Origin of the sequence: Zoogloea sp., from assembly GCF_041911615.1 — a bacterium.
Lineage (GTDB): Bacteria > Pseudomonadota > Gammaproteobacteria > Burkholderiales > Rhodocyclaceae > Zoogloea.
This window is the reverse complement of record NZ_JAYROR010000015.1, coordinates 62,726-83,682: the sequence shown is the minus strand read 5'-3', so window position 1 is coordinate 83,682 and position 20,957 is coordinate 62,726. Positions and strand designations below refer to the sequence as shown.

Annotated in this window: 22 protein-coding genes; 10 read left to right on the top strand and 12 right to left on the bottom strand. The window is 63.6% G+C overall.

Features of this window, described 5'->3' with window-relative positions; genetic code table 11:
• The first annotated feature begins 24 nt into the window (after positions 1-24).
• A complete protein-coding gene (gene dxs, locus ACE3P2_RS02165) occupies positions 25-1,923 on the top strand; it encodes a 1-deoxy-D-xylulose-5-phosphate synthase (RefSeq protein WP_374260431.1) in 1,899 nt (632 codons plus the stop codon).
• A 73-nt stretch (positions 1,924-1,996) separates the two neighbouring features.
• The gene (gene folE2, locus ACE3P2_RS02160) at positions 1,997-2,809 is read left to right on the top strand and encodes a GTP cyclohydrolase FolE2 (RefSeq protein ID WP_374260428.1); all 813 of its coding nucleotides are present in this window, start codon (positions 1,997-1,999) and stop codon (positions 2,807-2,809) included.
• An 82-nt stretch (positions 2,810-2,891) separates the two neighbouring features.
• Here the strand turns inward: folE2 and rplS are convergent, their stop codons facing one another.
• The 4 genes from rplS to rpsP form a co-directional block, all read right to left on the bottom strand.
• Positions 2,892-3,287 carry a 50S ribosomal protein L19 gene (gene rplS / locus ACE3P2_RS02155; RefSeq protein WP_374260426.1) on the bottom strand — a complete coding sequence of 132 codons (396 nt, stop codon included), beginning with the start codon at positions 3,285-3,287 and terminating at the stop codon, positions 2,892-2,894.
• 94 nt (positions 3,288-3,381) lie between these two features.
• Positions 3,382-4,173 carry a tRNA (guanosine(37)-N1)-methyltransferase TrmD gene (gene trmD / locus ACE3P2_RS02150; RefSeq protein WP_374260424.1) on the bottom strand — a complete coding sequence of 264 codons (792 nt, stop codon included), beginning with the start codon at positions 4,171-4,173 and terminating at the stop codon, positions 3,382-3,384.
• A complete protein-coding gene (gene rimM, locus ACE3P2_RS02145; RefSeq protein ID WP_374260421.1) occupies positions 4,155-4,658 on the bottom strand; it encodes a ribosome maturation factor RimM in 504 nt (167 codons plus the stop codon). Before rimM ends, trmD begins: the two co-directional genes overlap by 19 nt.
• Before the next feature lie 39 nt (positions 4,659-4,697).
• Positions 4,698-4,949, bottom strand: coding sequence for a 30S ribosomal protein S16 (gene rpsP / locus ACE3P2_RS02140; protein WP_374260419.1), 252 nt, complete (start codon positions 4,947-4,949; stop codon positions 4,698-4,700).
• Positions 4,950-5,183: 234 nt separating this feature from the next.
• On the opposite strand from rpsP, the gene ACE3P2_RS02135 reads away from it, so the two are divergent.
• The gene (locus ACE3P2_RS02135) at positions 5,184-6,677 is read left to right on the top strand and encodes a hypothetical protein (RefSeq protein ID WP_374260417.1); all 1,494 of its coding nucleotides are present in this window, start codon (positions 5,184-5,186) and stop codon (positions 6,675-6,677) included.
• On the opposite strand, the gene ACE3P2_RS02130 is transcribed toward ACE3P2_RS02135, so the two are convergent.
• Complete coding sequence (locus tag ACE3P2_RS02130) at positions 6,672-7,883, bottom strand: YihY family inner membrane protein (RefSeq protein ID WP_374260415.1); 1,212 nt, start codon at positions 7,881-7,883, stop codon at positions 6,672-6,674. The two genes, ACE3P2_RS02135 and ACE3P2_RS02130, sit on opposite strands and share 6 nt — an antisense overlap.
• A gap of 111 nt (positions 7,884-7,994) precedes the next feature.
• Here ACE3P2_RS02130 and wrbA point away from each other — a divergent pair, with 111 nt between their 5' ends.
• Together wrbA and ACE3P2_RS02120 are read left to right on the top strand one after the other, a co-directional pair.
• Complete coding sequence (gene wrbA / locus ACE3P2_RS02125; RefSeq protein WP_374260588.1) at positions 7,995-8,591, top strand: NAD(P)H:quinone oxidoreductase; 597 nt, start codon at positions 7,995-7,997, stop codon at positions 8,589-8,591.
• Positions 8,588-8,956, top strand: a complete 369-nt coding sequence (locus ACE3P2_RS02120; RefSeq protein WP_374260411.1) for a DUF2069 domain-containing protein — start codon at positions 8,588-8,590, stop codon at positions 8,954-8,956. The genes wrbA and ACE3P2_RS02120 overlap by 4 nt, the downstream gene beginning before the upstream one ends.
• A 17-nt stretch (positions 8,957-8,973) precedes the next feature.
• Here ACE3P2_RS02120 and ACE3P2_RS02115 read toward each other — a convergent pair whose 3' ends face one another.
• The 5 genes from ACE3P2_RS02115 to ACE3P2_RS02095 form a co-directional block, all read right to left on the bottom strand.
• Positions 8,974-10,506: a 2-isopropylmalate synthase gene (locus tag ACE3P2_RS02115; RefSeq protein ID WP_374260586.1), complete on the bottom strand. Its 1,533-nt coding sequence runs from the start codon at positions 10,504-10,506 to the stop codon at positions 8,974-8,976.
• A gap of 115 nt (positions 10,507-10,621) precedes the next feature.
• Positions 10,622-11,413, bottom strand: a complete 792-nt coding sequence (pssA, locus tag ACE3P2_RS02110; protein ID WP_374260409.1) for a CDP-diacylglycerol--serine O-phosphatidyltransferase — start codon at positions 11,411-11,413, stop codon at positions 10,622-10,624.
• A gap of 154 nt (positions 11,414-11,567) precedes the next feature.
• The gene (ilvC, locus tag ACE3P2_RS02105; RefSeq protein WP_374260406.1) at positions 11,568-12,584 is read right to left on the bottom strand and encodes a ketol-acid reductoisomerase; all 1,017 of its coding nucleotides are present in this window, start codon (positions 12,582-12,584) and stop codon (positions 11,568-11,570) included.
• Positions 12,585-12,656: 72 nt separating this feature from the next.
• Positions 12,657-13,148, bottom strand: a complete 492-nt coding sequence (gene ilvN / locus ACE3P2_RS02100; protein WP_374260404.1) for an acetolactate synthase small subunit — start codon at positions 13,146-13,148, stop codon at positions 12,657-12,659.
• 89 nt (positions 13,149-13,237) lie between these two features.
• On the bottom strand, positions 13,238-14,947 hold the full coding sequence (locus tag ACE3P2_RS02095) for an acetolactate synthase 3 catalytic subunit (RefSeq protein WP_374260402.1): 1,710 nt from the start codon (positions 14,945-14,947) through the stop codon (positions 13,238-13,240).
• 60 nt (positions 14,948-15,007) lie between these two features.
• On the opposite strand from ACE3P2_RS02095, the gene ACE3P2_RS02090 reads away from it, so the two are divergent.
• The 4 genes from ACE3P2_RS02090 to ACE3P2_RS02075 are packed head-to-tail and all read left to right on the top strand — an operon-like array spanning position 15,008 to position 17,162.
• The gene (locus tag ACE3P2_RS02090) at positions 15,008-15,679 is read left to right on the top strand and encodes an RNA polymerase sigma factor (RefSeq protein ID WP_374260400.1); all 672 of its coding nucleotides are present in this window, start codon (positions 15,008-15,010) and stop codon (positions 15,677-15,679) included.
• A complete protein-coding gene (locus tag ACE3P2_RS02085) occupies positions 15,676-16,050 on the top strand; it encodes a DUF3619 family protein (protein ID WP_374260397.1) in 375 nt (124 codons plus the stop codon). Before ACE3P2_RS02090 ends, ACE3P2_RS02085 begins: the two co-directional genes overlap by 4 nt.
• Entirely contained in the window at positions 16,023-16,676 is a 654-nt protein-coding gene (locus tag ACE3P2_RS02080) for a DUF3106 domain-containing protein (RefSeq protein WP_374260394.1), read from the top strand. Before ACE3P2_RS02085 ends, ACE3P2_RS02080 begins: the two co-directional genes overlap by 28 nt.
• A 21-nt stretch (positions 16,677-16,697) precedes the next feature.
• Entirely contained in the window at positions 16,698-17,162 is a 465-nt protein-coding gene (locus tag ACE3P2_RS02075) for an RDD family protein (protein WP_374260392.1), read from the top strand.
• Between the two features lie 48 nt (positions 17,163-17,210).
• Here ACE3P2_RS02075 and lptG read toward each other — a convergent pair whose 3' ends face one another.
• Entirely contained in the window at positions 17,211-18,287 is a 1,077-nt protein-coding gene (gene lptG / locus ACE3P2_RS02070; protein WP_374260389.1) for an LPS export ABC transporter permease LptG, read from the bottom strand.
• On the bottom strand, positions 18,287-19,363 hold the full coding sequence (lptF, locus tag ACE3P2_RS02065) for an LPS export ABC transporter permease LptF (protein WP_374260386.1): 1,077 nt from the start codon (positions 19,361-19,363) through the stop codon (positions 18,287-18,289). The genes lptG and lptF overlap by 1 nt, the downstream gene beginning before the upstream one ends.
• 107 nt (positions 19,364-19,470) lie before the next feature.
• On the opposite strand from lptF, the gene ACE3P2_RS02060 reads away from it, so the two are divergent.
• A complete protein-coding gene (locus ACE3P2_RS02060) occupies positions 19,471-20,955 on the top strand; it encodes a leucyl aminopeptidase (RefSeq protein WP_374260384.1) in 1,485 nt (494 codons plus the stop codon).
• Positions 20,956-20,957 lie beyond the last annotated feature (2 nt).

Genomic DNA, 20,957 nt, shown 5'->3' with positions numbered 1-20,957 from the left:
CAATTAACGACCCGGTAACCCGGAATGCCCCACGCAACGCCCGCCAATCCCCGCGCCAGCCTGCTCGACACGATCGCCTCGCCGGTGGATCTGCGAAAGCTCGAACCTGGCGAACTCCCCACCCTGGCCGACGAGCTGCGCAATTTCCTGATCGACTCCGTCTCCCGCACCGGCGGTCACCTGTCGTCGAACCTCGGCACCGTCGAGCTCACCATCGCCCTGCACTACGTCTTCAACACCCCCGAAGACCGCATCGTATGGGACGTCGGTCACCAGACCTACGCTCACAAGGTGCTCACCGGCCGTCGCGAGGCGATGAAGGGGCTGCGTCAGTATCAAGGCATCTCGGGCTTCCCGCGCCGCTGCGAGAGCGACTACGACACCTTCGGCACGGCCCACTCGTCCACCTCCATCTCCGCGGCCCTCGGCATGGCCGAAGCGGCGCGCCTGCGTGGCGAGGACCGTCGCGCGATTGCGGTGATCGGTGACGGCGCCATGTCGGCCGGCATGGCCTTCGAGGCGCTCAACAACGCCGGCGACATCCACGACACCAACCTGCTGGTCATCCTCAACGACAACGAGATGTCGATCTCGCCGCCGGTCGGCGCGCTCAACAAGCACCTGTCGCGACTGCTGTCGGGCCGGCTTTACAACGGCGCCCGCAAGATCGGCAAACGCTTCCTTGAAAACCTGCCGCCGCCGGTCTTCGAACTCGCCCGCCGCACCGAGGAGCACGTCAAGGGCATGGTCATGCCCGGCACGATGTTCGAGGAATTCGGTTTCAACTACATCGGCCCCATCGACGGCCACGACCTCGAATCCCTGATCCCCACGCTGCAGAACCTGCGTACCCTCAAGGGCCCGCAGTTCCTGCACGTGATCACCCGCAAGGGCCAGGGCTACAAGCTCGCCGAAGCCGATCCGATCCTCTACCACGGCGTCTCGAAGTTCGACCACACCGCGGGCATCGCCACCGGCAAGGACGCCAAGGGCGGCGGCAAGCTTACCTACACCCAGGTTTTCGGCGACTGGCTTTGCGACATGGCCGCCATCGACAAGCGCCTGGTCGCCATCACCCCGGCGATGCGCGAAGGCTCCGGCATGGTCCGCTTCGCCCACGAATACCCCGACCGCTACTACGACGTCGGGATCGCCGAGCAGCACGCCCTCACCTTCGGTGCCGGCCTTGCCTGCGAAGGTTTCAAGCCGGTAGTGGCGATTTATTCCACTTTCCTGCAACGCGCCTACGACCAGTTCATCCACGACGTGGCCCTGCAAAACCTGCCGGTGATGATGGCCATCGACCGCGCCGGGCTGGTCGGTGCCGACGGTGCTACCCACCACGGCGCCTTCGATCTATCCTACCTCGCCTGCATCCCCAATCTGACGATCTTCTGCCCGGCCGACGAGAACGAATGCCGGCAGATGCTCTACACCGCCTACCAGCACGACGGCCCCACCGCCGTTCGCTATCCCCGCGGCAGCGGTCTCGGCGTCGTGCCGAGTGCTGAAATGAGCCTGCTGCCCATCGGCAAGGGCGAGATTCGCCGCCACGGCAAGGGCGACGTGGCTCTGCTCGCCTTCGGCAGCATGCTCGCCAACGCGCTGAAGGTCGGCGAGCAGATCGACGCCACCGTCGCCAACATGCGCTTCGTGAAGCCCATCGACCGCGAACTGATCCTCAAGCTCGCCGCGGAGCACACGCTGCTGGTCACGCTCGAGGAAAACGCCGTCATCGGCGGCGCCGGCTCAGAAGTAACGCGCGTCCTCCACGAAGCCGGCAATACCGTACGCGTCCTGCAACTGGGCCTGCCCGATCGCTTCATCGATCACGGCGACCAATCCCAACTGATGGCCGAGATAGGTCTCGACCCCGCCGGCATCATCAAACTCATTGAAAATACCTATCGCCCGAATAGTTGAGTGCTTTTGTCGGGAATGATAGGATCAATTCGCTTGGGAACGCAGATTCCCGCGAGACTCACAGAGAACAGCCATGACTACGCTTGAAGCCCCCATCGCCATCCCGGACGTCCAGAACTCCGCCGACTCCCGCCAGCTCGCCATCAACAAGGTGGGCATCAAGTCCATCCGCCACCCGATCAAGGTGATGGACAAGAACGGGGGTGTGCAGCACACCATCGCCGTCTTCAACATGTACGTCGGCCTGCCCCACAACTTCAAGGGCACCCACATGTCGCGCTTCGTCGAGATTCTCAACAGCCATGAGCGCGAGATATCGGTCGAGTCCTTCGAGCCGATGCTGCGGGAAATGGTCCACAAGCTCGAGGCCGAAACCGGCCACGTCGAGATGACTTTCCCCTACTTCATCAACAAGGCGGCCCCGGTTTCCGGCGTGCAAAGCCTGATGGACTACGAAGTCACCTTCATCGGCGAGATCCGCGAAGGTGGCATCTACGCGTTCACGATGAAGATCGTCGTTCCGGTCACCAGCCTGTGCCCGTGCTCCAAGAAAATCTCCGCCTACGGTGCGCACAACCAGCGCTCCCATGTGACGGTGACTACCACCACCAACGATCACCTCTGGATCGAGGAACTCGTCCAGATGGTCGAGGCCCAGGCCTCCTGCGAGCTCTACGGTCTGCTCAAGCGCCCCGACGAAAAATTCGTCACCGAACGCGCCTACGACAACCCCAAGTTCGTCGAGGACATGGTTCGCGACGTGGCTGGCGTGATGAACCGCGAAGCCCGAATCGACGCCTACATCGTCGAATCGGAGAACTTCGAGTCGATTCACAACCACTCCGCCTACGCCCTCATCGAGCACGACAAGCGGACCAAGCAGTAACGCCATCGTACATACCCGCCCTCTGCACGGAGCGGGATGAAAAAAACGGCACCCGAAGGTGCCGTTTTCTTTACTCCGCCGATCAGGCCTTGGCAGCCGCTTTGGCAGCGAAGGACTTGTAGTCGAGCTTTTCCTTGATCCGCGCGGACTTGCCGGAACGGCTGCGCAGATAGTAGAGCTTGGCGCGACGCACGTCACCGCGACGCTTGACTTCGATGCTGGCGACCAGCGGGGAATAGGTCTGGAACGTACGCTCCACGCCTTCACCGGAGGAAATCTTGCGTACGATGAAAGCAGAGTTGAGGCCACGGTTACGCTTGGCGATGACGACGCCTTCGTAAGCCTGCAGACGCTCGCGGTTACCTTCCTTCACCTTGACTTGCACCACCACGGTATCGCCGGGAGCGAACTCGGGGATGGCCTTGCCCTGGGTCAGGCGGGTGATTTCTTCTTGTTCCAGTTGCTGAATGAGGTTCATGCGTAACTCCAGTCAATGAATAAGGCCTGAGGCCGTTCGTGCAGAGCAGGTCGCCACCTGATACACGCCATGTTATGAAGCCGGAAAGCAGGCTTTACGGCTTCTGTTCTGCCTGCCGGAAAGCTTCCAGCAAGCGGAATTCTTCTTTGCTCAACACTCTGTGCGCGAGCAGATCGGGACGCCGACGCGCGGTCTGGCCCAACGCCTGCTGCAGGCGCCAGCGCCTGATCTCGGCGTGATTCCCGGACAGCAGTACATCGGGCACCGACATGCCCTCATAAACCACCGGACGTGTGTAATGCGGGCAATCCAGTAATCCATCGACAAAGGAATCCTCCGCGGCGGAATCCTCGTCATTGAGCGCGCCCGGCAACAACCGGATCATCGCATCGAGTAACACCATCGCCGGCAACTCGCCCCCGGAGAGAACGAAATCGCCCAGCGAAATTTCCTCGTCCACACAGCGTTCGATCAACCGCTGATCGACACCTTCGTAGCGCCCGCAGAGCAGCACCACCGCCGGCTCTGCCGCCAGTTCGACAACTCGTTGATGGGTCAGCGGACGCCCCTGGGGGGAAAGGTAGATCACCCGCCCTTCGTGTCCGACCGACGCCCGCTGCCGCGCCCTTGCGGCGCCTATCGCCTTCTCGAGCGGCGCTGGCAACATCACCATGCCCGGCCCACCGCCGTACGGACGATCATCCACGGTCCGATAACGATCCTCGGCAAAATCACGGGGATTCCAGCAACTCAGCTCGTACAGCCGACGCGACTGAGCCCGCCCGGTGACACCGAAACCCGACAGCGCGGAAAACATTTCGGGAAACAGCGTGACGACGTCGTAGGCCTTGCAGCCCGCTTCAATCGTCACCAGTCCGCTTCCCATTCGACAGTGACGCAACCTGCAGCCATATCGACGGCAGTGACGTAAGTGGCGACGAAAGGAATCAGGCGTTCGACGTCACCGTCCTGCACCTGGAGCACATCGTGCGCCCCCGTGGACAGCAGGCCGGTCACGGTACCCAGCCCCACCCCTGCAGCATTTCGCACCGCCAGGCCAACGAGGTCGGCCCAGTAGTACTCATCCTTGTCCGGCACAGGCAAGGCGTCGCGCGGCGCTGCGATGTAATAACCATCGACAGCCTCTGCAGCATTGCGGTCGGCAACCTCGGCAAAGGCCGCGACAATGCCGCCTTTCCCGTGCTCCCGGCAGCCTTTCAAGGTGTAAGGCACCCACTCCGAACCATCCGGATCGGTGCCGAGCCACCACTGGGGCATCTTTTTCCACGACAGCGGATCATCCCCGAAAGGATGAACCCGCACCCAACCCCCGACGCCGAAGGGAGCGACGATACGCCCCAGGACAATCATCGGCACGTTACGCGAAGGCCAGGCACTGTTTCAGCACAATCAGGCAGCAGCCTTGGCAGACTGCTTCACGAGACGGGAAACGGTCTCGGACAGCTGGGCACCGTTGCCCTGCCAGTAAGCCAGGCGCTCGGTGTTGACAACCAGACCCTTTTCGGCGCCGGAGGCGACCGGATTGTAGTAACCCACGCGCTCAATGAAACGGCCGTCGCGACGATTGCGGGAATCGGCGGCAACGATGTTGTAGAAAGGGCGCTTCTTGGAACCGCTACGGGCAAGACGAATAACAACCATGACTATCCCTGATCCGATGGAATTGGAAAAACGTAGGATATTAAATCACGATCCCAAAAACAGCAAGAAAAGACGCAACCAGGCAATCGATTGCCCCAGCTCGGGCATCGCCACCCGACGACATCCGCGCCGAACGAGGTGAACCCGCGCCGCAGCGCCGATTCCGGACACATGTTTCGGGGAACTTAATTACAATAGCAAGCTGGCAAACTGGTTCAGAACACAACGCAGGCAATGAGCGCCGCCGAATCCCCCCATTCCGACCGCACAGCTCCCATCCTCGACTGGCTGGCTACCGATCTGACCCCCGACGCGGATCTGGAGCTCGCGGCGCTCGTGCGCCATCTCGACGAACTGGCGCGCCCCGAAATCAGCCGCAATCAGTTTCACCGCTGCCTCGACCTGCTCCACGCGCGCGCCCTCGCCATCAGTCGACTTCACCGGATTCGCCTGGCTGCCGCAACCCTGCCGCTCACCGTCAGCCTCCATCGGGGCGCGACGCGCCTGGTTTCCGCACTGGGCAAGATCGCCGCCGGCTACGACGAAGTGCTCGCAGAAGTCCGCCATCGCCTGGTGAGAACGATGCGTCGCAACCCGGAAACCATCAGCGCCAAAGCGCTCGAGATTCTCGGCGAACAGCTCACCATCGCCCACCTCGCCGGCAATAGCGCCCCGTTCGAATTCTGGCTGAGGGCGCACTCGTTCTTCCAGGGCAGCCGCTCGGAAAACCCCAACGACGCGCGGCCGGGCAGCATCCCCGAATCGACGATGCGGGCCTACAAATATCTGCTGGCCTTCTCCGCCGCCCAGCCCGAGGGCCTGACTGGACCGGAAATCAACTGGCTTTCGGACTATCTCGCCGCCAACGCCAAGAGCACCTCGGTCCGCCACAGCGCGCCCGGCGAAGGCGGGCTCGGCTGGCTGTGGATCGATCCCGACCAGGACACGCCGCCCATCTCCATCAACCGTCGCGAGCCGCCCGACGTCGAAGGGCTGGTCTACTTCACCGCGGAAGAACTCGCCCGCCGCACCACGGCCCTCATCGAACAACTCGAGAGCGACGGCCCGGAACCCGCTAATCTGCCGACCGGCCTTCCTCGCACCGAAACCGCCACCCTGTTGCGCCGGGTTCGCGAATACTGGGCATCGCCGCCCCACCGGGAGCACTCCCGGCGGCGCAACCAGTACGCGGTGAGCGTCTGCAGCGGTCTGGACACGATCTGGAAGATGCTGCGTGAGCCCGGCACGGCGCGCCAGAACCGTTTCGCCTCGGAGTGGATGGTGGTGAACGAAAGCCCAACCGGCTACGCCATCATGCAGGTCACTGGCACCGCAAGCAATCTGACCCCGGGCATTGCGATCGCCATCCGACGCAGCGACGACGACCCATGGACACTATGCATCGTCCGCTGGATCCGTACCGAGACGCCCGAGCAGATCGAACTCGGCCTGCAGGTCATCGCCAATACCGCAAAACCGGTATCCGTGGGTTTCCGCAACGCCGAGCAGGCCCGTCCGATGCGCCCTGCGCTGGTGCTTCCGCCGATTGCCGCACTCGGGCGCCAGCAGGCCATCCTGGCACCGGCCGGCACCTATTCGGCACGCCGTTTCATGCTCGTGTCCGACACTCAACGGTTGTACATCGCGCAAGGCCGCCTGCTCAGCCTCGACATCCAGACCCCGGCCGTCGAACTGTTCCAGTACGAGATCGACCCCTATCCGCTATGACCCGTCGGGTTTATCGGCGGAATCGGTCAATGCGCTGATCGGACTTTCGGCCTCACGGTCCAGCGCAGCAAGCAGCGCCCCCCAACGCCGTGCCAGCGCCTGCTCCGCCGGGCGCGAAGGCCCGCCTGGAGGCGGCGCGCACCAGCCGAAGAGGTGCGCGATCTCGACCAGTGTGATCTGCTGCGCCGATCGCGTGAGCAACCACCCGCCCCCCTCATGTCGCGCCACGAGGCGCGCAGATTCGAGCACCTCGAGTATTTCCCGAATTTCGCCATGCCCGCAGCGGGCCGCATCCGCCAGCGCTTCGACCCCGCGAAAGCCCCCTTCCCGCTGAGCGGCCACGAGCTCGGCCAGCAGCAGGAGCGCCGCATACAGCCTGCGCCCCGGAAAGATCGGCAGCGGACGCCGATGCACATCGCGCTCGGGCAACACTGCTGCCAACGCAGCCCCCAGCAACACGACGATCCACGACAGGTACAACCACAAGAGAAAGATCGGCACCGCCGCAAACGCACCGTAAACCAGCGTGTAGCTCGGAAAATGGCTCAGGTAGATACCGAACAGCCGCTGCATCACCATGAACACTAGCGCCGCCAGAAATCCCGCGATCGCCGCATCGACCATCCGCACGCTGCAGTGTGGCACGGCGTAGTACAGGCTCGTCAGCACGGCCCCCAGCACGGTGAGCGACACCAGCCGCAAGCCCGCCGCCTCGAGCCACACCGACTCGTTCATGATGTTCAGCGACATGCTCAGCATGGCACTGGCAACGAACACCCCACCCGCCAGCAACAAGGGGCCGAACGACAAGGCGACCCAGTAGGCGGCCAGGCGGGTTGCCCACGGGCGGCGGCTCCGCACCATCCAGATCTGATTGATGACCTGATCGATGGTGCGCATCAGCATGACGGCCGTCACCACCAGCACCACCGATCCCGCAATGGTCAGATTCGTTGCCTTCTGGCTGAACTGCAGCGCGTACGTGGCGATCACCTTGCCCGCCTTGTCAGGCAGCAGGTTGTCGAGCAGGAAGCTACGCAGCGCCGCATCCAGACTGGCCGACTGTGGAAACTTGCTGAGCACCACCGCCACCAGCGTGATGAACGGAACCAGCGAGAGCAGCGTGGTGAACGCCAGACTGCCGGCCACCTGGGCGCAGCGTCCGTCCGAGAAGCGCAGCCAGACGGCGGCGAGCAGATGGCGCAAGGAAGCCGTCGATCCAACCGCCAGACGCCACCACACCGATCCGCCGACCGCCCGGAAATCAGGCCCGGAGCTCATTTACGTATAATGCCTTTCCGTTTCACAGGCCCTACCATGCAGGAAATCCTCGTTCTCTACTACAGCCATCGCGGCTCGGTCCGCGCACTGGCCGACCTGATCGCCCGCGGAGTCGATTCCGTACCCGGCGCCGCGGCCCGACTGCGCACCGTGCCGCGCGTCTCGACCGTCTGCGAGGCGACCGAAGCCGATATTCCCGAAAGCGGCGCCCCTTATGCCGAAATGCGGGATCTCGAAGAGTGCGTCGGCCTCGCGCTGGGGAGTCCGACCCGTTTCGGAAATATGGCGGCACCGATGAAGTACTTTCTCGACGGAACCGCAGGGCCATGGCTTTCCGGCGCCCTCGCCGGCAAGCCGGCATGCGTTTTCACCTCGTCGGCAAGTCAGCACGGCGGACAGGAAAGCACCCTGATGTCGATGATGACGCCGTTGCTTCACCACGGCATGTTGATCGTCGGCCTGCCCTTCTCCGAACCCGACCTCACCCGCACCCGAAGCGGCGGTTCGCCCTACGGCGCCACGCACGTTGCCGGCAACGACGACAACACCCGCATCACCGACGAAGAACAACGCCTCGCCATCGCCCTCGGCAAGCGCCTTGCCGAAACCGCCCTGAAGCTCGCCACACCATGAAACCCAAGACGCTCTCGCTGATCGCCATAGTCAGCCTCCTCGCGCTGATCTCCCTGTGCCTCGCCTGGGAGGCCATCCTCGCCCCGCTGCGTCCCGGCGGCTCGTGGATGACACTCAAGGTGCTGCCGCTGATGGTGCCGCTGTTCGGCATCCTGCGCGGCAAGCGCTATACCTACCAATGGAGCACGATGCTGATCCTGCTCTACCTTACCGAAGGCGTGATCCGTACCAACGACCCGGCCCCCGGCAACGCATTGGCGCTGGCGGAGGCCGTGTTGAGCGTGATCTTCTTTCTGGCGGCGATGTTCTATGCCCGCAACACTGCGCCGTCGCGGCTTGCCAAGGCGTCGCAGACCGACGCCTGAGCCAGCCGCTCCACAGTTCACACCTGAGGATTCAGCCGCTCGGTGTTGCTCTGCAGCTTGTTGAGCGCATTGAGATAAGCCTTCGCCGACGCGACGATGATGTCGGTGTCGGCGCCTTGGCCGTTGACCACGCGACCGTCCTTCGACAGCCGCACCGTCACCTCGCCCTGGGCGTCGGTGCCGGTGGTGATCGCATTGACCGAATAGAGCAGCAGCTCAGCACCGCTCGAGGCAATGCTCTCGATCGCCTTGAACGCCGCGTCAACCGGGCCAGAGCCGCTCGACTCGACCTTTTCCTCACGACCGCCGACCGACAGCGTCACCCGTGCGCACGGCGATTCGCCGGTTTCGGAATGAAAGGCCGACGACACCAGCCGGAAGTGTTCCTTGGGCTCAGAACTGTCGTCGCTCATCAGCGCCTGCAGATCTTCGTCGAAGATTTCGTGCTTCTTGTCGGCCAGCGCCTTGAAGCGCGCAAACGCGCTGTTGAGCTGCTCTTCGGACTCGATCACCACCCCCAGCTCGAGCAGGCGCGAGCGGAACGCGTTGCGTCCGGAATGCTTGCCCATGACCAGTTTGTTGGCCGTCCAGCCCACATCTTCGGCGCGCATGATCTCGTAGGTTTCGCGGTGCTTGAGCACGCCGTCCTGATGAATGCCGGATTCGTGGGCGAACGCGTTGGCCCCGACAATCGCCTTGTTGGGCTGAACCGGGAAACCGGTGATGCCCGACACCAGCTTGGACGCCGGCACGATGTGGGTCGTATCGATGCGGGTGTCGCATTGATAAACGTCCTTGCGGGTACGCACGGCCATCACCACCTCTTCAAGCGACGCATTGCCTGCGCGCTCGCCGAGGCCGTTGATCGTGCATTCGACCTGCCGCGCCCCTGCGCGCACCGCCGCCAGCGAATTCGCCACAGCCAGGCCGAGGTCGTTGTGGCAATGCACCGACCAGATCACCTTGTCGGAATTGGGCACCCGCTCGATCAGGGTGCGGATCGTCGCGGCGAACTGCTCGGGAATGTTGTAGCCGACAGTATCGGGCACGTTGATGGTGGTCGCGCCGGCCTTGATAACCTGCTCGAAGATGCGACACAGGAAATCGATCTCGGAACGGCCGGCATCCTCGGCCGAAAACTCCACATCGTCGGTGTACTCCCGCGCCCATCCGATCGCCTTCACCGCCGCCTCGACGACTTCGTCGGGCGACATGCGCAGCTTCTTCTCCATGTGGATCGGGCTGGTCGCGATGAAGGTATGGATGCGGCTCTGGGCCGCCGGGCGAATGGCCTCGCCGGCGCGCCGGATGTCGTTCTCGTTGGCGCGCGCCAGCGAACAGATGCGGGAATCCTTGATCGCTTCGGCCACCGCGCGAACGGCCTCGAAATCGCCATTCGAGGCTGCCGCGAAGCCCGCCTCGATCACGTCGACCTTCATGCGCTCGAGTTGACGCGCGATCCGCAGCTTCTCATCCCGCGTCATCGACGCGCCGGGGCTTTGCTCGCCGTCGCGAAGGGTCGTGTCGAAAATGATCAACTGGTCGTTCATGATGGGCTCCTGCCGAGACGCTTGAATTGGATTTATGCGAGTACCCGGCCGTTCAATTGGCCGGACGAAAAACGGGAAAATCAAAGGGCCCACTGCGAGAGCCCTGGGCGAAAAACTATGAGTCGGTCTTTTCGGGCGTCGCAACCGATGCGGCGCCACGGCGACGCCCCTTGATCCAGTTCCAGACGCCGAGCACATAACCCGAGACCGCATAGCAGAGGAACAAACCGAAAAGCACACCCGGCGGGTAGCTGGAAACCAGCAGGAAACCCAGCACAAAGGCGATGATGACGATGAAGGGCACGCTGCGACGCAGGTTGATTTCCTTGCCGCTGTAGAACAATACGTTGCTGACCATGGATACACCGGCAAAAATGGTCAGGGCGCAGGCGTACCAGCGCACGTCTGGGCCGGCAATGCCGTTGTCGATCATCACCCATACCAGACCCGCAACCAGTGCCGCAGCCGCCGGGCTGGGCAGCCCCTGAAAGTAACGCTTGTCGACCACGTCGATGTTGGTATTGAAGCGCGCCAGACGGAGTGCAGCGCCGACGCAGTAGATGAAAGCCGCCATCCAGCCGAGCTTGCCCATGCCCTTGAGCGCCCACTCGTACACGATTAGCGAGGGGGCTGCGCCGAAGGACACCATGTCGGAGAGCGAGTCGTACTCGGCCCCGAAAGCGCTTTGGGTACGGGTCAGGCGGGCGACGCGGCCATCGAGGCCATCGAGCACCATGGCGATGAAGATCGCCACCGCGGCCTGCTCGTACAGCCCGTTCATTGCCTGAACGATGGCGTAGAAGCCCGCGAACAGCGCAGCGGTCGTGAACAGATTGGGAAGGATGTAGATGCCGCGGCGTCGCCGCTCCGGGTTCAGCAGGGGCTTGCGAGATTGCAGATCGGCCATGGAATCGGGCACTGAGTGAAATCGAACGGGATTGTAACGCAGCTGAATCCGGCGGGCCTGAAATGGCGGTGGAAAAGCGCATCGGCGCCGTCGCGCGCGCCAGAAACGACGCGGGGGACTTTCGTCCCCCGCGCGTCAATCAAGACAGCTCAGATCAGTTCTTGGACTGGTCGACGAGCTTGTTGGCCTTGATCCACGGCATCATGTCGCGCAGCTGGCCGCCGACCACTTCGATCGGGTGAGCAGCGTTCAGACGACGACGGGCGGTCATGGACGGGTAGTTGGTCTTGCCTTCCAGAATGAACATCTTGGCGTATTCGCCGGTCTGGATGCGCTTCAGGGCGTTGCGCATGGCTTCGCGGGACTTCTCGTTGATGACTTCGGTGCCGGTCACGTACTCGCCATACTCCGCGTTGTTGGAGATGGAGTAGTTCATGTTGGCGATGCCGCCTTCGTACATCAGGTCGACGATCAGCTTGAGCTCGTGCAGGCACTCGAAGTAGGCCATCTCCGGCGCGTAGCCGGCTTCGGTCAGGGTTTCGAAGCCCATCTTGACCAGCTCGACAGCGCCGCCACACAGGACAGCCTGCTCGCCGAAGAGGTCGGTCTCGGTTTCTTCGCGGAAGTTGGTCTCGATCACGCCACCCTTGGTGCCGCCGTTGGCAGCCGCGTAGGACAGGGCGATGTCGCGAGCCTTGCCGGACTTGTCCTGGTAGACGGCGATCAGGGTCGGCACGCCGCCGCCCTTGAGGTATTCGGAGCGCACGGTGTGGCCCGGGCCCTTCGGGGCAACCATGATCACGTCCAGGTCGGCGCGCGGCACGATCTGGTTGTAATGCACGTTGAAGCCGTGGGCGAAGGCCAGGGTCGCGCCCTGCTTGATGTTCGGGGCGATGTCGTTCTTGTAGACGTCCGGCTGGGACTCGTCCGGCAGCAGGATCATGACCACGTCGGCCGCCTTGACGGCGTCGGCGACTTCCTGAACGTTGTGACCAGCGGCGACGGCCTTGTTCCACGAGGCGCCGTCCTTGCGCAGGCCGACGGTCACGTTGACGCCGGATTCCTTCAGGTTCTGGGCGTGAGCGTGGCCCTGGGAGCCGTAACCGACGATCGTCACCTGCTTGCCCTTGATCAGGGAGAGGTCCGCATCCTTATCGTAAAAAACCTTCATTTCTTGCCTTTCTGACAGAAGAGGAGCAAATCAAGGCGTGACGCGCGCCGGGGAGGCCCGCCTCAAGCCACATTAAACCTTCAATACCCGATCCCCGCGGCCAACGCCGCAGATGCCGGAACGCACGGTTTCGAGAATCAGCCCGGCATCGATCGCACTGACGAACGAATCGAGCTTGGCCTGGGTGCCGGTGAGTTCGATCACGTAGCTGGCATCGGTGACGTCGATGATGCGGCCGCGGAAAATGTCCGCCAGGCGCTTCATTTCCTCGCGATCCTTGCCCGTCGCCCGCACCTTGACGAGCATCAGCTCGCGTTCGATGTGAGCCGACTCGGAAAGGTCAACCACCTTGACCACTTCCACCAGCTTGTTGAGCTGCTTGGTGATCTGCTCGACGATGTCGTCGGAGCCGGAGGTGACGATCGTCATGCGCGACAGGGAGGCATCCTCGGTGGGCGCCACCGTCAGGGATTCGATATTGTAACCCCGCGCGGAAAACAGGCCGGAAACACGCGACAGCGCGCCGGATTCATTTTCGAGGACAAGAGAGATGACGTGTCTCATAACTGTATCTTGGTGATTTTTCATCGGCCCGCGACACCTGCTGGCATCCGGCCGGCGGATCGGCGCCTGTCGCAACAGGCGCCCACCGCTCAGAGGTCTTCGGCCGACAGGATCATGTCCGTGAGGCCCTTGCCCCCCTGGACCATCGGATAGACGTTCTCGGTCTGATCCACCTGGAAGTCGAGGAAGACCAGATCGTTCTTGCGGCTGAACGCCTCGCGCAGCGCGCCTTCCACGTCCGACGGGTTGTCGATCCGGATCCCCACGTGGCCGTAGGATTCGGCAAGCTTCACGAAGTCGGGCAGCGCGTTCATGTAGGACTCGGAATAGCGGTTGCCGTGGAAGATCTCCTGCCACTGCCGCACCATGCCGAGGTAGCGGTTGTTGAGCATCACCACCTTGATCGGCAGCCGGAACTGCTTGCAGGTGGACAGCTCCTGGATGTTCATCTGGATCGACGCCTCGCCAGTGACGCAAGCGACCGGAGCGCCCGGGTTGGCGAGCTGCACGCCCATCGCCGCAGGCAGGCCGAAGCCCATCGTGCCCAGGCCACCCGAGTTGATCCAGCGGCGCGGCTTGTCGAATTTGTAGTACTGCGCCGCCCACATCTGGTGCTGCCCCACGTCGGAGGTCACGAAGGCATCGCCGCCGGTGACTTCCCACAGCTTCTGGATGACGAATTGCGGTTTGATCAGTGTGTCGCCCTGGTTGAACTTCAGGCAATCGCGACGACGCCAGTCCTCGATCTGCTTCCACCAGGCCGCCAGCGAATTCTCGTCGGGACGCTCTGCGGCACCCTCGAGCATCGCCAGCATCTCACCCAGCACCTCGCCGACATCGCCCACGATGGGCACATCGACCTTCACGCGCTTGGAGATTGACGACGGATCGATGTCGATGTGGATGATCTTGCGCGGCTCGGACGCAAAATGCGCCGGACTGCCGATGACACGGTCGTCGAAGCGGGCGCCGACGGCGAGCAGCACATCGCAGTAGTGCATCCCCATGTTCGCTTCGTAGTTGCCGTGCATCCCGAGCATGCCCACGTACTGGCGATCGGTGGCGGGATAGCCACCCAGGCCCATCAATGTGTTGGTGCACGGGAAACCGAGCTTGCGAACCAGCGCGGTAAGCTTGTCGGCGGAATTGCCGAGCACCACACCACCACCGGTATAAACCATCGGCCGCTTGGCTTCGAGCAACAGCTGCAACGCCTTCTTGATCTGGCCCTGATGCCCCTTCACCACCGGGTTGTAGGAGCGCATCGACACCGTTTGCGGGTACTCGAATTCGCACTTCTGGGCGGTGATGTCCTTGGGAATATCCACCAGCACCGGCCCCGGACGGCCGGTCTTGGCCAGATAGAAAGCCTTCTTGATGGTATCGGCGATTTCACGAACGTCGCGGACCAGGAAGTTGTGCTTGACGCACGGACGCGTGATGCCGACGGTGTCGACTTCCTGGAAGGCGTCCTGGCCAATCGCCGCAGCGGGCACCTGACCGGAGATCACCACCAGGGGAATCGAATCGCAGTAGGCGGTGGCAATGCCCGTGACCGCATTGGTGGCCCCGGGGCCGGACGTCACCAGCGCCACGCCGACCTTCTCGGTCGAGCGCGCATAGCCGTCGGCGGCGTGGATCGCGGCCTGTTCATGGCGAACCAGAACGTGACGAACCTTGTCCTGCTTGAACAGTTCGTCGTAGATATAGAGGACAGCGCCGCCGGGATAACCGAAAAGATAATCAACCTTTTCTTCCTGGAGACACCTGATTACAATTTCCGCACCGGTCAAGACCATCAACGCACCCGAAGCTGTATCGGCAATGTAAAACGTCGAACCATACCGCCCGGCCCGCGATTGGTCAAGGCGGGTTACCGGCACTTCCGCCCTATCCGATTTCCTTCTTCGCCCGCCGCGACGTATCATCGCCCGCGCCGCATCTGCCTGACTCCTGAGGAACGCGCCCTGCCCTCCCGCCTCGAACTATCGGATTTTCTCGCCAGCGTCGAGAAGCGCGCCTTCAAGCAAGCGCTGTTCGCGGTGCGCAACGAAGAGTCGGCGCTCGACATCGTGCAGGACGCGATGATGAAGCTCGCCGAAAAATACGGCGACAAGCCTGTCGACGAACTGCCGATGCTCTTCCAGCGCATTCTCCAGAACGTCATTCGCGACCACTACCGCCGTCAAAAGGTGCGGAGCATGTGGACAACGCTGCTGTCGGCGTTTTCGGGGCCCGAAGACGACGAGCACGACCCGCTCGAAACCATCGAATCGGCCGACAGCGAACACAAGAGCGAATCGCCCCACACGCAACTCGAACAACAGCAGACCCTGAACGCCATCGAAAGGGAAATCGAAAAGCTTCCGCCACGTCAACGCGAAGCCTTCCTCATGCGTTACTGGGAAGAAATGGACATCGCCGAAACGGCCGCGGCAATGGGGTGCTCCGAGGGCAGCGTGAAAACGCACTGTTCGCGGGCGACGCATACCCTTGCCGCCGCACTTGCAGCAAAGGGCATCACGCTATGAACGACCACGATCTTCAGTTCCGGATCCGGCAACACCTCAATACCTCGACCCGCAACTTGTCGCCTTCCGTCTCGAGCCGCCTCCACGAGGCGCGCCAAAAGGCGCTCGGCCGGCAGAAGGTTGCGGTGCGCGGCCTGAGTGTGGCGGGCATTGGTCAGCTGTTCTCGGAACACGTCCTGCCCCGCGGCCGGACCGCCCTGGCGATGCTGCTGGTCATCGCGGCCGCACTGGGCACCGGTTTCCTGGGCGAACTCCAGCGCACCGCCGACATGGAGGAAGTCGATAGCGCCCTGCTCGCCGACGACCTGCCGATTGATGCTTACCTGGATCGCGGATTCGACGCATGGGTTCAAAACGACTCGCCCGACTGATCGCAGCCGGCTGTCTGATCGCCTGCGCGACGCCGGTTTTCGCGACGCCTCCGCTCACCGCACCGGCCTGGTCCGACCTCACGCCCGAACAGCAGCGCACGCTCGCGCCGCTGGCGAAGGAATGGCGCGACCTGCCGGACGAGCGCAAGCGCAAATGGGTCGGCATCGCGGATCGCTTTCCCGGCTACACGCCGGAGGAGCAGTCGCGCCTGCAAGGTCGGATGGAAACCTGGTTCTCCCTCACGCCGGAGCAACGCGCAGTCGCCCGCGACCAATACCGCAACCTGCAGCGCATTCCGCCTGAGCAGCGCGAGGCATTGCGCCAGAAATGGAACATCTACCGCGATCTTCCCAGCGAAGAGAAGCAGCGGTTCACCGAGGCAGCGAACAAGCCTGCCGCCAAGCCGGCGATTCCCAAGATCGGCGCTCCGCCGATCAAGCCCCTGACAGCCCCGCCGCCGCCGCGCCCGCTCAAGCCGAAGATTCCGGCCAAGCCGAGCCCGGCCGTCGAGGCCAGCGCGCCCGCTGCACCGGCAGCCACCAGCACCGTGGTGCCGGCGGTCACGCCGGCCCCGATCGAGACTGCGATCAATACCCCCCCGCCCCCCGCGCCCATCAAGCCCTGAATTCAGCCCTGAGGCAACGCCATGCAACAACGCAAAGCCCGCCCGGAGGTTTCCCCTCCTGCGCGGCAGACTGTCGAACTGGCGGGCCTGCGCCGCCGTCTCGCGAGCCTTGTTTATGAAGGTCTGCTGCTTCTGGGTGTGCTTGCGCTGACTTTCATGGTGCCGCTCCTGATCATCGGCATCGGCACCCACTACACGCCCGGCGGCGGGCTGCTTTGGGCCTACATCTTTGCCGTGCTGGGCGGCTATTTCCTGTGGTATTGGCGTCGCGGCGGTCAGACGCTCGCAATGCAGACCTGGAAGCTTCGCCTCGTCGACGTGGAGGGCAAGCCGGTTCCGCTGGGCCAGGCTTGCGTGCGCTATACGCTGGCCTGGCCTTCGATCTGCTTTTTTGGCGTGGGGCTGGTTTGGGCGGTTCTGGATCGCGACCGTCAGTTCCTTCACGATCGCCTTGCAGGCACCCGGATCGTCCTGCTGAACACCTGAACGAGACCGCCCGACAGAACACGCCTCGCCTAAAGCGTCCCTACCGCCTCAGCGGCGCTCCACCCACCACATCATCCCCATCGCAGCGAGCAGGAAGACGATGCTCGGCGTCAGTGCCGCAACCGCCGGAATCCAGCCGTTGATCACCCCGAGGTTGGAAAAGAGACCGTTCAGAAGGTGGAAGCCGACGCCGATCATGATGCCGGAGAACACCTTCAGGCTCACCCCACCCATCCGCGTCTGCATGTAGCCGAAGGGTAGCGCAAGCCCCATCATGACCAGCGCCGCAAACGGGTAGGCGAGTTTCTTCCACAGCGCGATTTCGTACCGCGTGGTGCGCTGATTGTTTTCCTGCAGGTGGTGGATGTAGGAATACAGGGTTTCGACCGACATGCGCTCGGGTACAACCATCAGCACCGACAGCACATCCGGCGTCAGCTCTGACTTCCAAAGCATCTCGGGCAGGATGACCACCTCGGTACGGCTCCCCAGGAAGCGGGTCTGCGCGACATGGGTGAGCTTCCAGCCCTCCTGCTTGTCGTGGACGCCCTTCTCCGCCTCGCTGATCGAGACGAGCGCCGCCTTCTCGTCGAATTCATACAGCCGCACCCCCTGCAGGGAGGTATCCGGCAGGACGTTGCGCACATTGACGAAGCGCCGCCCGTCGCGCACCCACAGGCCGGTGCGCAGCTCCTGGGACACCATCGACCGGGTTGCAGCCAGACGCCACTGCTGCGCCGCCCGCTCGGCCGGCGGGGCGAGGTACTCACCGAACACGAAAGTGACCAGCACGAAAACGCTGCCGATGGCCAGCAGCCCGCCCAGGAAGCGTCCCGTGGACAAGCCCGAGGCACGCAGCACGGTGATCTCGGAATGCCGCGCCAGCGTGGTCAGGGTGTAGAGGGTGCCGATCAGCACCGCGATCGGCATCAGCTCATAGACCCGCCCCGGCATGATCATGGCCACGTAGATGGCCGCGTGATGCAACTGGTAGCCGCTCTTGCCGATCTCGTCGAGCTCGTTCACCAGATCGAAGAACGCGAACAGCCCCAGGAAGGCCAGCAACACCAGCGCGACCGCGGCATAAATCTCGCGCCCGAGGTAGCGGATATAAACAGGAATCATCAGCGCCTCCGCCAGCGGGCAAACACGCTGATCCGACGATAGAACAGGATGGCCAGCACGCCGAGCATCGCCAGATGGGGAACCCACAGGCCCACGTCGAAACGCATCCGACCCTGACCGACCCAGGCTTGGCAGACACTCACCGCGTTGCTGTAGATCAGGTAGATGAGGATGGCGAGGATCAGGTTGTTGGTGCGCCCGGCCCGAGGATTGACGAACGAAAGCGGGATCGCCAGCAGCGAGAGCATCATCGCCAGCACCGGCGTACTGATCCGGGCCAGCAGTTCGCCGCGACTGCGCTCATCCTGACTCTTGATCAGGGCCGGCAGCGCCAGCGTCTTGGGGGCCCGCGGCGCGGTGGCGGCTTCCTTGGACTCCATCAGGATCTGGTAGCGCTCGAACTCCATCACGCGATAGCTCGGCGTCCCCGGCGTGCCCTCGTAGCGGCGGCCGTGCTCGAGCACCACGAAACGATTGCCGGCGGCATCGACCTCGGTGTGCCCCTGGGACGCCACCATGATTCCGAGACGACCGTGCTGCATGCTGCTCGCGAAAACATTGCGCACGCGGCCCTCGTCACCCGACAGCGCCTCGACGAAGAACACCCGCTCGCCACCGGACGACTCCCGGAACAGACCCGGCGCAACCCGCGAGACGTCATCGCGGTTGCTGAGCTGCTCCTTGTACTCGACGCTCTTCTTCTGCGCCCAGGGCGCCACGAAGAGCGACAGGGCCGCGATCACCGCCACCACCGGCAGCGCGAAGCGCAGCACCGGCCGGACCCAGGCGGTCAGCGGCAGCCCGCTGGAAAACCACACCACCATTTCCGAATCCCGATACCAGCGGGAAAGCGTCATCAGGATGGCGATGAAGACGGTCAATGAGAGCACCACCGGCATCTGCGCCACAGCACCGAAGCCGATCAGCGCCAGCACCGCGTCGGCCGGCACGCGGCCGCCCGCGGCCTGGCCGAGCAGGCGGATCAGCACCGTGGAAATGAGGATGGCGAACAGCGCCACGAAGACCGCCACGGCGTTCTGCGTGAATTCGCGCTGAGCGGCTCGAAGAAAAATCATGCGGAGGGAGGGGGTCTGGCGTCGTCGGGCGGGCGTTTTGACGTCCGCCGGGGTGCCGGCCATAATGGCGCGATGTCCCAATGACGCGTGTTTCCAAGGAGAAGCGGGTGGAATTTACCATAAAGGCCGGATCGCCGGAAAAACTCAAAAGCGGCTGCATCGTGGTCGGCACCTACGCCGGCGGCGATCTCGGCGCGGCGGCCAAGGCCATCGACAAGGCCAGCAACGGCGCCATTTCCGCCCTCATTGCCCGCGGCGAGCTCGACGACAAGACCGGCGCCACGCTGATGCTCCACGACCTGCCTGGCGTCGCCTCGCCGCGAGTGCTGGTGGTCAGCTTCGGCAAGGCGGACGACTTGTCCGACAAAGCTTATCGGGACGCGATCTCGGCCGCCGCCCGCCAGCTCGCCGGCTCGATGGCGCACGAAGCGCTGTTCTGCCTCGCCGACGCCGAGCTGCCCCACCGCGACCTCGCCTGGCGCATCGCCCAGGCCACGCAAGTGCTCAAGGACAGCACCTACCGCTGCGACGAACTCAAGTCGAAGCGCGAAGAATCGAAGAAAGGCGTCAGGAAGCTCACCTTCCTCGTCAAGAAGCCCGGCGACGCGCTCGACGACGCGCTGCGCCGTGGCGAGGCCATCGCCGACGGCATGGCCCTGGCCAAGACCCTCGGCAACCTGCCCGGCAACGTGTGCACACCCGGCTATCTCGCCACCACCGCCAAGAAGCTCGCCAAGGACCACAAGATCAAGGTCGAGGTGCTCGAAAAGGGCGACATGGAAAAGCTGGGGATGGGTGCCCTGCTATCGGTGGCGCGCGGCTCCCACGAGCCGCCCAAGTTCATCGTCCTCCAGTACAAAGGCGGCAAGCCGAAGGACAAGCCGGTGGTGCTGGTCGGCAAGGGCATCACCTTCGACACCGGCGGCATCTCCCTCAAGCCCGGCGAGGGCATGGACGAGATGAAGTACGACATGTGCGGCGCCGCCAGCGTGCTCGGCACGCTCAAGGCCATCGCGCAGATGGCGCTGCCGATCAACGTGGTCGCACTCGTGCCGACCACCGAGAACATGCCGGGAGGCGCAGCCACCAAGCCGGGCGACATCGTCACTTCGATGTCCGGCCAGACCATCGAGATCCTCAACACCGACGCCGAGGGCCGCCTGATCCTCTGCGACGCCCTCACCTACGCCGAACGCTTCGACCCCACCGCCGTCATCGATGTGGCCACCCTCACCGGCGCCTGCATCATCGCCCTGGGCAACCTCACCTCGGGCCTGATGGCCAACGACGACGCCCTCGCCGCCGAACTCCTCGCCGCCGGTCAGGCTGCGGGCGACAAGGCCTGGCAGTTGCCGCTGTGGGACGAATACCAGGACATGCTGAAGAGCAACTTCGCCGACATCCCCAACATCGGCAGCAAGGGCGCCGGCACGATCACCGCCGCATGCTTCCTGGCCCGCTTCACCAAGGCCTACAAGTGGGCGCACCTCGACATCGCCGGCACCGCCTGGAAGTCCGGCGCCGACAAGGGCGCCACCGGTCGCCCCGTGCCGCTGCTCACCCAGTTCCTGATCGAACGGGCGGGTCAGTAAGC

Excerpts from the sequence above, each read along its gene's own strand:
- dxs (WP_374260431.1), top strand. The coding sequence starts at position 25 with ATGCCCCACGCAACGCCCGCCAATCCCCGCGCCAGCCTGCTCGACACG.
- folE2 (WP_374260428.1), top strand. The coding sequence starts at position 1,997 with ATGACTACGCTTGAAGCCCCCATCGCCATCCCGGACGTCCAGAACTCC.
- rplS (WP_374260426.1), bottom strand. The coding sequence starts at position 3,287 with ATGAACCTCATTCAGCAACTGGAACAAGAAGAAATCACCCGCCTGACC.
- trmD (WP_374260424.1), bottom strand. The coding sequence starts at position 4,173 with ATGGGAAGCGGACTGGTGACGATTGAAGCGGGCTGCAAGGCCTACGAC.
- rimM (WP_374260421.1), bottom strand. The coding sequence starts at position 4,658 with ATGATTGTCCTGGGGCGTATCGTCGCTCCCTTCGGCGTCGGGGGTTGG.
- rpsP (WP_374260419.1), bottom strand. The coding sequence starts at position 4,949 with ATGGTTGTTATTCGTCTTGCCCGTAGCGGTTCCAAGAAGCGCCCTTTC.
- ACE3P2_RS02135 (WP_374260417.1), top strand. The coding sequence starts at position 5,184 with ATGAGCGCCGCCGAATCCCCCCATTCCGACCGCACAGCTCCCATCCTC.
- wrbA (WP_374260588.1), top strand. The coding sequence starts at position 7,995 with ATGCAGGAAATCCTCGTTCTCTACTACAGCCATCGCGGCTCGGTCCGC.
- ACE3P2_RS02120 (WP_374260411.1), top strand. The coding sequence starts at position 8,588 with ATGAAACCCAAGACGCTCTCGCTGATCGCCATAGTCAGCCTCCTCGCG.
- ACE3P2_RS02115 (WP_374260586.1), bottom strand. The coding sequence starts at position 10,506 with ATGAACGACCAGTTGATCATTTTCGACACGACCCTTCGCGACGGCGAG.
- pssA (WP_374260409.1), bottom strand. The coding sequence starts at position 11,413 with ATGGCCGATCTGCAATCTCGCAAGCCCCTGCTGAACCCGGAGCGGCGA.
- ilvC (WP_374260406.1), bottom strand. The coding sequence starts at position 12,584 with ATGAAGGTTTTTTACGATAAGGATGCGGACCTCTCCCTGATCAAGGGC.
- ilvN (WP_374260404.1), bottom strand. The coding sequence starts at position 13,148 with ATGAGACACGTCATCTCTCTTGTCCTCGAAAATGAATCCGGCGCGCTG.
- ACE3P2_RS02095 (WP_374260402.1), bottom strand. The coding sequence starts at position 14,947 with ATGGTCTTGACCGGTGCGGAAATTGTAATCAGGTGTCTCCAGGAAGAA.
- ACE3P2_RS02085 (WP_374260397.1), top strand. The coding sequence starts at position 15,676 with ATGAACGACCACGATCTTCAGTTCCGGATCCGGCAACACCTCAATACC.
- ACE3P2_RS02080 (WP_374260394.1), top strand. The coding sequence starts at position 16,023 with ATGGGTTCAAAACGACTCGCCCGACTGATCGCAGCCGGCTGTCTGATC.
- ACE3P2_RS02075 (WP_374260392.1), top strand. The coding sequence starts at position 16,698 with ATGCAACAACGCAAAGCCCGCCCGGAGGTTTCCCCTCCTGCGCGGCAG.
- lptG (WP_374260389.1), bottom strand. The coding sequence starts at position 18,287 with ATGATTCCTGTTTATATCCGCTACCTCGGGCGCGAGATTTATGCCGCG.
- lptF (WP_374260386.1), bottom strand. The coding sequence starts at position 19,363 with ATGATTTTTCTTCGAGCCGCTCAGCGCGAATTCACGCAGAACGCCGTG.